General features: G+C 66.9%; 9 protein-coding genes. 3 read left to right on the top strand and 6 right to left on the bottom strand.

The genetic code is table 11. From position 1 onward, the window contains the following. Window positions 1-2 precede the first annotated feature (2 nt). The gene (locus AM586_RS10590) at window positions 3-2,744 is read right to left on the bottom strand and encodes an alpha-1,6-glucosidase domain-containing protein (RefSeq protein ID WP_052233244.1); all 2,742 of its coding nucleotides are present in this window, start codon (window positions 2,742-2,744) and stop codon (window positions 3-5) included. A 226-nt stretch (window positions 2,745-2,970) separates the two neighbouring features. Between AM586_RS10590 and AM586_RS10585 the strand changes: the two genes are divergently transcribed. The 3 genes from AM586_RS10585 (at window position 2,971) to AM586_RS28090 (ending at window position 6,800) form a co-directional block, all read left to right on the top strand. Next, window positions 2,971-4,617: an alpha-amylase family glycosyl hydrolase gene (locus tag AM586_RS10585; protein ID WP_052233245.1), complete on the top strand. Its 1,647-nt coding sequence runs from the start codon at window positions 2,971-2,973 to the stop codon at window positions 4,615-4,617. Between the two features lie 2 nt (window positions 4,618-4,619). After that, complete coding sequence (glk, locus tag AM586_RS10580; protein ID WP_060567091.1) at window positions 4,620-6,488, top strand: glucokinase; 1,869 nt, start codon at window positions 4,620-4,622, stop codon at window positions 6,486-6,488. Between the two features lie 153 nt (window positions 6,489-6,641). Next, window positions 6,642-6,800, top strand: coding sequence for a hypothetical protein (locus AM586_RS28090; RefSeq protein WP_156328084.1), 159 nt, complete (start codon window positions 6,642-6,644; stop codon window positions 6,798-6,800). Window positions 6,801-6,884: 84 nt separating this feature from the next. Here the strand turns inward: AM586_RS28090 and AM586_RS10575 are convergent, their stop codons facing one another. Genes AM586_RS10575 through AM586_RS10555 form a run of 5 tightly spaced genes read right to left on the bottom strand, consistent with a single transcriptional unit; the run spans window position 6,885 to window position 12,544 of the window. After that, window positions 6,885-8,171, bottom strand: coding sequence for a glycerate kinase (locus AM586_RS10575; protein WP_052233247.1), 1,287 nt, complete (start codon window positions 8,169-8,171; stop codon window positions 6,885-6,887). Further along, window positions 8,168-9,061, bottom strand: coding sequence for a 2-hydroxy-3-oxopropionate reductase (glxR, locus tag AM586_RS10570; RefSeq protein ID WP_052233248.1), 894 nt, complete (start codon window positions 9,059-9,061; stop codon window positions 8,168-8,170). The genes AM586_RS10575 and glxR overlap by 4 nt, the downstream gene beginning before the upstream one ends. Window positions 9,062-9,085: 24 nt before the next feature. Further along, the gene (gene garL, locus AM586_RS10565) at window positions 9,086-9,880 is read right to left on the bottom strand and encodes a 2-dehydro-3-deoxyglucarate aldolase (RefSeq protein WP_229411033.1); all 795 of its coding nucleotides are present in this window, start codon (window positions 9,878-9,880) and stop codon (window positions 9,086-9,088) included. 11 nt (window positions 9,881-9,891) lie between these two features. Continuing rightward, window positions 9,892-11,232, bottom strand: a complete 1,341-nt coding sequence (gudD, locus tag AM586_RS10560) for a glucarate dehydratase (protein WP_052233249.1) — start codon at window positions 11,230-11,232, stop codon at window positions 9,892-9,894. Window positions 11,233-11,263: 31 nt separating this feature from the next. After that, complete coding sequence (locus AM586_RS10555; RefSeq protein ID WP_229412959.1) at window positions 11,264-12,544, bottom strand: MFS transporter; 1,281 nt, start codon at window positions 12,542-12,544, stop codon at window positions 11,264-11,266. Window positions 12,545-12,606: the final 62 nt, after the last annotated feature.

The following is a 12,606-nucleotide window of genomic DNA, read 5'->3' as shown; positions in this document are numbered from 1 at the left end:
GCTCAGTCCTCCACGAACACCACCGCCGTCCGCGGCGGAATATCGAAGGAACCGCTGGCCGGATCGAAGCGCGCCTGGGTCGCGCGCTTGTCGGCCACGTTCGGGGCCAGGAACACCGGATGCAGGCGCATCGTCTTGCCCACGGCCTGCGGATCAAGCACCGTGTGCCCGACCTTGTCGACGTTGATGAAGTAGCTGATGCCCCTGAAGTTGGCGCCCGGGTAGCCTTCGCCATCCAGGTGGGCCGCCGCCACGGTCGGGTTCTGGCCTGGGCCGGTGTTGAAGAAGCGCAGGCGGCGCTTGATCTCGGCGGCGGTCGGCAGGCGGAACAGGGCCGAGCTGGCGCGGATGGCCAGCAGGTCGCGGAAGGCGTCGCGCGCGAAGGCGATGTCCGACGGCGCCGGCTTGAACGCCGGATTCGACAGCAGGGGCTTGATCAGCGCGTAGTCCTTGCCGTTGTCCTCGCTTGGGGGCAGGCCGGTGCCGAAGTAGTTGTCGCGGTAGCGCCAGTCGAGGCGGTTGAACCAGTCGCCCGAGTTGAAGCTGTTGCGGTCCAGGGACTTCGAACGCAGTATGTCGATGCCGGCGTGGTAGTAGGCGATGCCCTGCGCGAAGGCGTCCACCGCCATGCCCAGCACCTGCACGCGCGCGCGGTCCTGGCTGGAGGTCGATGCCGGCAGCTTGAACACGTCGATGTCGTACAGGGTCTGGTTGTCGTGGTTCTCGACGTAGTTGACGACTTCCGAGGGCTCGCTGGCATAGCCTGCCGGCTGGCCGTTGTAGTCGATGGCGTCGAGCGGCACGGTCTTGCCGTCCCAGGTCTGCAGCGGGTAGCTGCGGATCGAGCCCGCCAGGCCGGCGCGCACCAGGTCCGCGGTGCGCATCAGCTCTTCGGCCGAATGGGCGCCGGCGTGGGCGTTCGGATCGTAGACCAGGCCGTTGATCCAGCCCTGGCGCGCAAACAGCGCCTCGCCGGAATCGCCGGCCGAGCCGCCGCGCACGGCGTCGCGGGTGCGGTCGTTGAAGGTGCCGATGCCGCTGCCGTTCAGCGACAGTTGCGAGGCCTGCACGAAGCGCGCGCCGTTGGCCACTTCGCCGAAGTTCCAGCCTTCGCCGATCAGCTGCACCGGATGGCCGGCGGCCGCGTTCACTTTCCGCTGCAGCGCTTCCATCGTGGCGCGCGGCTGGTGCCCCATCAGGTCGAAGCGGAAGGAATCGATCCTGTACTGGGTTGCCCACAGGGCCACCGAATCGATCATCAGCTTGCCCATCATGAGGTTTTCGGTGGCCGTATTGTCGCAGCAGGTCGAGCGCTCGATGCCGCCGGTGGCGTTCAGGCGGTGGTAGTAGCCGGGCACGACGCGGTCGAGCACCGACTTCTCGTTCTGGCCGGCGATGAAGGTGTGGTTGAACACCACGTCCATGCCGACCCGCAGGCCGAGCTTGTGCAGGCTGCCCACCATCTCGCGGAATTCGATCACGCGGCGCGCGCCGTCCGCCGGATCGCTCGCATAGCTGCCTTCCGGCGCGTTGTAATGGTAGGGGTCGTAGCCCCAGTTGAAGCAGTCGGTTTCCGCGGTCTTCTTCACCAGCGCCTGCTGGTTTTCGCTGTCCGGCGCGCCGCTGGGCTTCGGCACGGCGCAGCCCACCTCGGGCACGCTGCCGATGTCGTACACCGGCAGCAGGTGGATGTCGGTCAGGCCGCTTTTCGCCAGCGCGGCCAGGTGGCGCATGCCGTTGGACTCGAGGCGGGTGAAGGCGCCGTACTTGCCGCGCAGGCGCTCGGGCACGCTGTCGTCGTTGATCGAAAAGTCGCGCACGTGCAGCTCGTAGACCACCATGTCGGTCGGGTTCCTGACGGTCTGCGGAGACGGCGCGTCCCAGCCGGCCGGCGTCAGGCGCGGCGAATCCAGGCGCGCGATATAGCTGCGCTTCGAATCGGTGCTCAGGCTGATGGAGTAGGGGTCGGTCACCAGGTTGCGTACGATGCCACCGGATCCCGCCGCGCCGTCGACCGGCACGTCGACCACGTATTTGTAGTATTTGCCGGTGAGGTCTCCCGGCACCTGGGCGCTCCAGGCGCCGGTGGCCGGGTCGCTGTTCAGCTGGTAGACCGCGCGCGCCATCGACGTGGGCGAATTGTAGACGCAGACGGCGGCCTGGCGGGCGGTCGGCGCCCATACGCTGAAGCCGGTGCGCTTGCTGGCGCTGTCGATGTCGACGCCGAGCTTGTCCAGGCCGGCCGCCGCGGCATACAGGTCGTCCAGCGCACCCGCCGCCTGCACGCGCGTGGCGGCGAGCACGCTGCCTTGCGCATCTTCCTGCACCAGCACCAGCTGCCCGCGGTGCAGTTCGTTCATCCGGGTGACGTCGTTCTCATCCAGCTGCAGCACCGGACCGGCGCCCAGCCACTTGAAGCGCGCGGCCAGCGGCGCAGGGACGCCGCCCTGGAACAGGCCGAGGCCGAGGGCGCCGGCCGCGCCCGCGACCTTGCCGCCGACCGGCGCGGCGATCGACGCGACTGGCGAGTAGTAGAGCTTGAACACGCCGTTCGGCGCGGCGCCGGGGAAGGCGATCAGGCGCCGGTCGAGCCAGACGGCGCGCGCGTCGAAGCTGGCGGCGGCCGGATGCAGGACGGTCTGGAAAGCCTTGCTGTCGCAGGCTTCGGGAGAAATCGCGGCGTGGACGCCGCCGCAGGCCAGCAGGGACAGGAGGCCTGCAGCGGTAATGGTTTTACTTGTCATCGGATAGCTCATTGAGAAACGCGGCATGCGGCCGGGCGGCAAGTTTGTCACCCTAACATTGATTCTGTAGTTTGACTACTACAGTGCCATATATTCTTCGGTCATGTTTTATATAGTCTTATGATTTTAAAGGATATTTACTAAAATCCTTCTCGGTTGGGACGATTGTCAGGTCGAGATCGATACTGTATATTGCGTAAAAATTTACCAATCGGACACCCTTATCATGACGACTCCCGACGCGAACAATCCGTGGTGGAAAGAAGCCATCATTTATCAAGTTTATCCGCGCAGCTATCTCGACACCAATGGTGACGGCGTCGGCGACCTGCCCGGCATCACGGCCAAGCTCGATTACATCGCCGGCCTGGGGGTGGACATCGTCTGGCTGTCGCCTTTCTTCAAGTCGCCGCAGAAGGACTTCGGCTACGATATCGCGGACTACTGCGACGTCGATCCGATGTTCGGCACCCTGGCCGACTTCGACGCCCTGGTCGCCAGGGCGCACAGCCTGGGCCTGAAGATCATGATCGACCAGGTGATGTCGCATACCGCCGACAATCACCCATGGTTCGCCGAGAGCCGCGCCAGCCGCGACAACCCGAAGTCCGACTGGTATGTGTGGGCCGACCCGCTCCCGGACGGCAATCCGCCGAACAACTGGCTGTCCGTGTTCGGCGGCTCGGCCTGGCAGTGGGATACCCGCCGCAAGCAGTACTACATGCACAACTTCCTGGTCAGCCAGCCGCAGCTGAACTTCCACAATCCCGAAGTGCAGCAGGCCCACCTCGACGCCCAGCGATTCTGGCTCGAGCGCGGCGTCGACGGCGTGCGCATGGATGCCTGCGTCTTCCACTTCCACGACCGCCAGCTGCGCAGCAATCCGCCGGCGCTGGTGCGCGACACCTCGACCGTCACCGATGTGAACCCCTACGGCATGCAGGCGCACATCTACGACAAGACCCAGCCGGAAAACATCGCCTTCCTGCAGCGCGTGCGCGCCCAGCTGAACGAATTCGGCGCGGTGTCGATCGGCGAAGTCTCGTCCGACGATGCGCTGGCCCAGATGGCCGAGTACACCGAAGGCGGCGACAAGCTGCACATGGCCTACAGCTTCAACCTGCTGACGCCCGTGTTTACCGCCGCCCACATCCGCCAGCAGGTCGAGGAATTCAATGTGCGCGTGAAGGACGGCTGGGCTTCCTGGTCGGTCGGCAACCACGATGCGATCCGCGTCGCCACGCGCTGGGCCCGCGGCGCCTCGGTGGCGGATTCGACGCCGGCCCTGTCGAAGCTGGTGCTGGCGATCCAGCTGTCGCTGAAGGGCACGCCCTGCCTGTACCAGGGCGACGAGCTGGCGCTGCCGGAAGCGGACGTGCCTTACGAACTGCTGCAGGACCCCTACGGCATCACCTTCTGGCCCGAGTTCAAGGGCCGCGACGGCTGCCGCACGCCGATGCCGTGGACCGCTGCCGACGCCAACGGCGGCTTCACCACCGGCAAGCCGTGGCTGCCGGTGCCGCCCGAACACCTGGCCCTGGCGGAGGACCTGCAGGACAAGGACCCGCAATCGATGCTGAACTTCCAGCGCGCCATCATCCACTGGCGCCGCACGATGCCGCAGCTCACGCGCGGCGACATCGCCTTCTTCGACGTGCCGGAACAGGCGCTGGCCCTGCAGCGCGACCTGCCGGGCTACCTGTCGGTGCTGGCCGTGTTCAACACGACCGGGCAGCCCCTGAGCTTCGACTGGCCGGAAGCGGCCGGCGCCACGAAGCTCGAAGGCCACGGCATGGCCGGTGAAGTCGTCGGTACGACGGTGAGCCTGCCGCCTTTCGGCGCCTGGTTCGGCAGCGTCGCGGCGAAGGGCTGAGCATGCAGGAGCAGCCGGCAGCCGAACAGAATCGGGAAGGAAAACTCGCCCGCACCGCCTTCGCCGACGGCCCGCGCCTGCTGGCCGACATCGGGGCGACGCACGCACGCTTCGCCCTGCAGACGGCGCCCGGCGCCTACCGCTCGGTACGGGTGCTGCGCTGCGACGAGTTCGACGGCATCGTCCCGCTGCTGCGCTTCTACCTGTCCGAACACGAGGACGTGCGCCTGCACCACGCGGCGCTGGCGCTGGCCAACCCGGTCGACGGCGACTACGTGCGCATGACCAACCGGCCCTGGGCCTTCTCGACCGACGCCGTGCGGCGCGAGCTGGGCTTGAGCACCCTCCTGATCGTCAACGACTTCACGGCGCTGGCGATGGCGATCCCCGGCCTGAAGCCGGAAGACCTGATGCAGGTCGGGCCGGGCAAGCCGGCGCCGCATGCGGTGCTGGGCGTGCTGGGACCGGGCACGGGCCTCGGCGTCTCGGGCGGGATCCCGACCGTGGACGGCTTCGTCACCCTCGGCAGCGAGGGCGGCCACGTGAACTTCGCGCCCAGCGACGAGCGCGAATTCGCGATCCTGCAGACCGCCTGGCGCGAGTGGACCCACGTGTCGAACGAACGCCTGATCTCCGGTCCCGGCATGGAGCTGATCTACCGCGCGCTGGCCGCGCGCAACGCCGCGCAGTCGTCCGCGTCCGCGCAGCTGCCTGTGCCCGTGCGCGACTCGGCCTCCATCATCGCCGGCGCGCTGGACGACAAGGACCCGCTGTGCCTGGAAGTGCTGGAATGCTTCTGCGGCATGCTGGGCGGCGCCGCGGCCAACCTGGCGGTGACGCTGGGCGCCTTCGGCGGCATCTTCATCGGCGGCGGCATCGTGCCGCGCCTGGGCGAGTGGTTCCGCAGCTCTCCCTTCCGCACCCGTTTCGAGGCCAAGGGGCGGTTTTCCGGCTACATCGCCGACATCCCGACCTACGTCATCACCACGCCGCACGTCGCTTTCGACGGCGTGGCGAATATCCTGTCCGAGCACCTGCGCGGGCGCAGCGGCGACAACACCCTGATGGACCGCATCCGCCAGCTCCAGCCGGAACTGACCCCGGCCGAGCAGCGTGTCGCCAGCCTGGTGCTGGAGCAGCCGCGCCTGGTGCTGAACGAGCCGATCGCCGGCATCGCGAAGCTGGCCGACGTCAGCCAGCCGACCGTGATCCGCTTCTGCCGCTCGCTGGGCTTCCTCGGCCTGGCCGACTTCAAGCTGAAGTTCGCCAGCTCGCTGACCGGTTCGATCCCGGTGCGCCACAGCCAGGTGCGGATGAGCGACAGCACGCACGACCTGTCCGCCAAAGTGATCGACAACACCGTGTCGGCGATCCTGAAATTCCGCGACCAGCTCGACGTGCGCGCGATCGACCGCGCGATCGAGCTGGTGAGCCGCGCCCGGCGCATCGAGTTCTACGCGATGGGGAATGCGCGCGTGGTGGCGCTAGACGGCCAGCACAAGTTCTTCCGCTTCCGCATCCCGACCGCGCTGTACGGCGATTCGCACCTGTTCAGCCTTGCCGCCGACCTGCTGGGGCCGGGCGACGTGGTGATCGCGATCTCGAATTCGGGCCGCCTGCCCGAGCTGCTGTCGGCGGTCGACAAGGCGCGCGCCGCCGGCGCCGACGTGATCGCCATCAGCAGCAGCGAATCGCCGCTGGCCAAGCGCGCCAGCGTGGTGCTGGCGGTCGACCATGCCGAGGACAATGTCGGCTTCCTGTCGATGATCTCGCGGGTGCTGCAGCTGCTCCTGATCGACATCATGGCGGTCGGCCTCTCGCTCGGCCAGCAGGACCAGGGCGGCCTCATGATCTCGCACCTCGACCTCTGAAACCTGATATCACCGATCCTTATGTCGGATCTGGCAGGCCGGCCATAAGTCATATTGTTTTTTGATGGCCGGCATTCGGACATATCATTGGACGATATATCGCCGCCTCTCTAAGATGGACACCAATCCAAAATATTCTTCGAAAGGCGAATCATGTCCAACCAGTCCAGCGCAGTCGCTCAGATGCAATCGATGTCGTCGCCGACCTTCCGCCAGCCGGGCCAGGGCTTCTGGCGCAGCCTGTTCAATGCCTGGGTCGCCTCCTACGGCAACCGCATCGACCCGGAAGGCAACGTGATGATCGAGCTGTAAGATTCAGGCAGCAGCAGTACCGATAGCTTTTTAACGTCGTCCCCGCCTCCGCGGGGACGACGCGTTTACGCGAAGACGACGCGTTTACAGTATCAATATGGCCCGGAAGTCGTTCACGTTCGTGAGCGTCGGCCCGGTCACCACCGAATCGTCCAGCGAGCCGAAGAAGCCGTGGCCGTCGTTGTCCTGCAAGGCATCGGCCGGCTTGATGCCGATCCCCCAGGCCCGCGCCAGCGTATCCGGCGCCAGCACGGCGCCCGCGATCTCTTCCTGGCCGTCGACGCCATCGGTGTCGCCCGCCAGCGCATGGATGCCCGCGCGGCCTTCCAGCGCCAGTCCCAGCGCCAGCAGGAATTCGACATTGCGTCCGCCGCGGCCCCGGCCGCGCACGGTCACCGTGGTTTCGCCGCCGGACAGCATCACGCAGGGTTTGGCGAAGGGCTGGCCGTGGTCCGCCACCTGGCGCGCCATGCCCGCCATCGCCTTGCCGACGTCGCGCGCCTCGCCCTCGATCGCATTGCCGAGAATATAAGGCGTGATGCCGGCGTCGAGCGCCACCAGCGCCGCCGCTTCCAGCGCCATCTGCGGCGTCGCGATCATGCGCGTTTCGCAACGCGCCAAGCGTGCGTCGCCCGGCTTGACCGATTCGCCACGTCCGCTCTCCAATACCTCGCGTACCGCCGCCGGCAGTTCGATGCCGTAGCGGCGCACGATCGCCAGCGCGTCCGCGCAGGTGCTCGGGTCGCCGACCGTCGGGCCGGAGGCGATGTCGCAGGGACGGTCGCCGGGCACGTCGGAGATCAGCAGGGTGAACACGCGCGCCGGATGGCAGGCCGCGGCCAGGCGTCCGCCCTTGATGCCAGAGAGGTGGCGCCGCACGCAGTTCATTTCGCTGATGGTGGCGCCGGAGGCGAGCAGGGCGCGGTTCACGACCTGCTTGTCTTCCAGCGTGATGCCGTCGAGCGGCAGCGGCAGCAGCGAAGAGCCGCCGCCCGAGATCAGGCAGATCACGGTGTCGTCCGGACCCAAGCCCTCGACGAGTTCCATGATCCGGCGGGCCGCATCCAGGCCGGCCTGGTCCGGCACCGGGTGCGCGGCTTCGACGATCCCGATGCGCTGGCAGGGCACCGCATAGCCGTAGCGCGTGACAACCAGGCCGGAAAGCGCGGACAGCGGACCGGCCCAGCTTTTCTCGAGCGCCTGCGCCATGGCCGCCGAGGCCTTGCCGGCGCCGATCACGATCGTCCTGCCGGGGCCCGGTTCGGGCAGGTGCAGGGGCACGCAATGGTCGGGCTGGGCCGACGCGATCGCAGCCTCGAACATCTTCACCAGCAGTTGACGCGGGATCGAACGCGTCGTCGTCGTGCTCATTTTTGCTGCTGGCCGATTTCGAAGTTCGCCATCTTCTCCAGCGCTCGCACCATCGCCGAGTGGTCCCAGCCGCCGCCGCCGTGGGCCGCGCAGCTGTTGAACAGTTCCTGGGCGGTGGCGGTATTCGGCAGCGAGACGCCGACCGCGCGTGCGCTCGACAGCGCCAGGTTCAGGTCCTTCTGGTGCAGTTCGATGCGGAAGCCCGGATCGAAGGTGCGCTTGACCATGCGCTCGCCGTGCACTTCGAGGATGCGCGACGCGGCGAAGCCGCCCATCAGCGCCTGGCGCACCTTGGCCGGGTCGGCGCCCATCTTCGATGCGAACAGCAGGGCTTCGCCGACCGCCTCGATGTTCAGGGCGACGATGATCTGGTTGGCCACCTTGCAGGTCTGGCCGGCGCCGTTCTCGCCCACCAGGGTGATGTTCTTGCCCATCAGTTCGAACAGCGGCTTGACGCGCTCGAAGGCCGCTTCCGAGCCGCCCACCATGATGGTGAGGCTGGCCGCCTTGGCGCCGACTTCGCCGCCGGAGACCGGGGCGTCGACGTATTCGCAGTCAAGCAGCCGGATGCGCTCGGCGAAGGCCTTGGTCTCGACCGGCGAGATCGAGCTCATGTCGACCACCACCTTGCCGGGGCTCAGGCCGTCGGCCACGCCGTTCTCGCCGAACAGGACGTCCGCCACGTGCGGGGTGTCCGGCACCATGGTGATGATGATGTCGGCGTTCTGCGCGACTTCCTTGCTGGAGGCGCAGGCCTTGCCGCCGGCTTCGACCAGCGCGCCCGGCACGCTGCTGCGGGTGTACAGGTACACCTCGTGGCCGCCCTCGATCAGCTTGCCCGCCATCGGGGTGCCCATGATGCCCAGGCCGATGAATCCGATCTTGCTCATTGTGTTCTCCGTATCTTTCGTAGATTACTGTGCGTACTTGTCGCGCAGCGCCTGGGTGGCGGCGCGGAACAGGCCCTGGTCGCTGCCCACGGCGACCATCGTTGCGCCCATTTCCATGTAGCGGCGCGCATCGTCTTCCGCCGGCGCCAGGATCCCGACCGGCACCCCGGCGGCCTTGGCGGCGGCGAACACGCGCTGCATCGCTTCCTGCACTTCCGGGTGGTTCGAGTTGCCCAGGTAGCCATAGTCGGCCGCCAGGTCGGACGGGCCGATGAACACGCAGTCGACGCCGTCCACCGCGCAGATGGCCTCGATGTTGGCGACCGCCGTGCGGCTCTCGATCTGCAGGGCCACCGTGATGTGGCGGTTGCTGACCTGGTGGTAGTCGGGGATGGTGCCGAAGCGGTTGCCGCGCATCGAGACCGAGACGCCGCGCACGCCTTCCGGCGCATAGCGGGTCGCGGCGACTGCCTGGGCCGCCTCGTCGGCGTTCTCGACGAAGGGGATCAGGAAGTTGTAGAAGCCGGCGTCGAGCAGGCGCTTGATCTGCACCGTGTCGTTCGACTGCGGGCGCACCACCGGCGCGCTCGGGCTGTCCTTCAGCGCCATCAGTTGCAGGATGAAGCTGTTCAGGTCGTTCGGCGAATGCTCGCCGTCCAGCAGCAGCCAGTCGAAACCGGCCAGACCGAGGATCTCGGTGGTGAAGGGGTTGGCCAGCGAAGACCAGCAGCCGATCAGGCGCTTGCCGTCACGGAGATCCTGTTTGAAGCGGTTCGGAATGCCGCTGTAGGGACGCATGTCGTTTTCCTTGTAGGCCATGATTTTTCCAGTCAGCGCACCAGGCAGGGCTTCTTGTTATCGAAGGTCCAGTTCGGGATAAGGAACTGCATCGCGGCGGCGTCGTCGCGAGCACCGAGGCCCATGTTTTTATACGCCTGGTGCGCCTTTTCCAGCTCGGCCTCGTCGATCTCGATACCCAGGCCCGGCCTGGAAGGAATGCGGATCTTGCCGCCTTCGATCTTCATCGGCTCCTTCGTCAGGCGCTGGCCGTCCTGCCAGATCCAGTGGGTGTCGATCGCGGTGACCTTGCCGGGCGCGGCGGCGCCGACGTGGGTGAACATCGCCAGCGAGATGTCGAAGTGGTTGTTCGAATGCGAGCCCCAGGTCAGCCCGAACATCTCGCACAGCTGGGCCACGCGCACCGAACCCTGCATGGTCCAGAAGTGCGGGTCGGCCAGCGGGATGTCGACCGACTGCAGCTGGATCGAGTGCGCCATCTGGCGCCAGTCGGTGGCGATCATGTTGGTCGCGGTCGGCAGGCCGGTGGCGCGGCGGAACTCGGCCATCACTTCGCGGCCCGAGAAGCCGTTCTCCGCGCCGCACGGGTCTTCGGCATAGGCCAGCACGCCGTGCTTGTCGCGGCACACGCGGATCGCGTCCTTCAGCGACCAGGCGCCGTTCGGGTCGAGCGTGATGCGCGCATCCGGGAAGCGCTCGTGCATCGCATCGACCGCTTCCATCTCTTCGTCCGCACTCAGGACGCCGCCCTTCAGCTTGAAGTCGTTGAAGCCGTAGCGCTCGCGCGCCGCTTCGCACAGGCGCACCACGGCCTCGGGCGTGAGCGCTTCTTCGTTGCGCAGGCGGAACCAGGCGTTGCCGGCGTCCGGCTCGCTGCGGTAGTCGAGGTTGGTCTTCCGGCGGTCGCCCACGTAGAACAGGTAGCCCAGCATCTCGACGGCGTCGCGTTGCTGGCCTTCGCCCAGCAGGGCCGCGACCGGCACGTTCATGAACTGGCCCAGCAGGTCGAGCAGGGCCGACTCCACCGCGGTGACGGCATGGATGGTGGTGCGCAAATCGAAGGTCTGGTTGCCGCGCCCGCCCGCGTCGCGGTCGGCGAAGGTCCGGCGCATCGCATTCAGGATGTTGTTGTACTCGCCCAGCGTCTTGCCGACGATGAGCGGCTTGGCGTCCTCGATGGTCTGGCGGATCTTCTCGCCGCCCGGCACTTCGCCCAGGCCGGTATTGCCGGCGCTGTCCTTGAGGATCACGATATTGCGGGTGAACCAGGGGCCGTGGGCGCCGGAGAGGTTCAGCAGCATGCTGTCCCGGCCAGCCACGGGAACGACGCGCAGTTCGGTGACGACGGGAGCGCCGGATACGTAGGGTGTCATGTGTACTTCCTTGATAGCTATGAGGATTGCTTTACTTCGCGATCAGCGATTTGGAGAGGCTGAAGCGCTTGATGTCGCCGACGATGAACAGGTAGCAGGCGATCGCCAGGGCCGCGTTGGCGCCGACGAAGACCAGCGCGCCGGAGAAGGAGCCGGTGGCCTGCACGATGTAGCCGATGACGATCGGGGTGGTGATGCCGGCGGTGTTGCCGAAGGTGTTGAACAGGGCGCCCGACAGGCCGCCGGCTTCCTTCGGCGAGGTGTCCGACACCACCGCCCAGCCCAGCGCGCCGACGCCCTTGCCGAAGAAGGCCAGCGACATCACGGCCACGACCAGCATGTCGGTCTCGATGTAGTTACAGGCGATCATGCTCATCGACATCAGCATGCCCAGCACGATCGGCACCTTGCGCGACACCGACAGCGAGTAGCCGCGCTTGGCCAGGCGGTCCGACAGCCAGCCGCCGGCGACGCCGCCGAGGAAGCCCGCGATCGCCGGCACCGAAGCCACGAAGCCGGCCTTCAGGATCGTCATGTGGCGCTCCTGCACCAGGTAGACCGGGAACCAGGTCAGGAAGAAGTAGGTGAGCGTGGTGATGGCGTACTGGCCGATGTACACGCCCAGCAGCATGCGGTTGCCCAGCAGTTCCTTGATGGCGGCGAAGGTGTTGACCTGCGCCGGGGCCTTCTGCGCGCCGTCGAGGTCGACCAGGGCGCCGCCGTCCTGGATGTATTTCAGTTCGCTCTGGCTGACCGAGGGGTGGTCCTTCGGGCCGTAGATGACCTTGAGCCAGACGAAGGCCATCACGATGCCCAGGCCGCCCATCACGAAGAACACGCTGTGCCAGCCGTAGGAGTGGACCAGCCAGCCCATGATCGGTGCGAACAGCACGGTGGCGAAGTACTGGGCCGAGTTGAAGATGGCGGCGGCCAGGCCGCGCTCGTTGGTCGGGAACCAGCTTGATGCGATGCGGCTGTTGCCGGGGAAGGAGGGCGCTTCGGCGGCGCCGACCAGCAGGCGCAGGGCGAACAGCATGAACACCGCGGCGCCGCCGGCGAAGAAGCCGGCGGTCCCGGTCAGCATGGTGAAGACCGACCACAGGAAGATGCTGAAGAAATAGGTGATCTTCGAACCGAAGCGGTCGAGCAGCCAGCCGCCCGGCAGCTGGGCCAGCACATAGGACCAGGCGAAGGCCGAGAACACGAAGCCCATCTGGATCGCGTCGAGGCCGAGCTCTTTGCGGATGCCCGGGGCGGCGATCGAGATCGTGGCGCGGTCGGCGTAGTTGATGGTGGTGATCACGAACAGCATGGCGAGGATCGTCCAGCGGGTACGGGTCTGGACTTTGGCCGCTGCCGCGGTCCTGATGGCTT

It is taken from the genome of Massilia sp. WG5 (assembly GCF_001412595.2).
GTDB lineage: Bacteria > Pseudomonadota > Gammaproteobacteria > Burkholderiales > Burkholderiaceae_D > Telluria.
The sequence above is the reverse complement of the archived record's forward strand: the minus strand, read 5'-3'. Positions and strand labels throughout refer to the sequence as shown.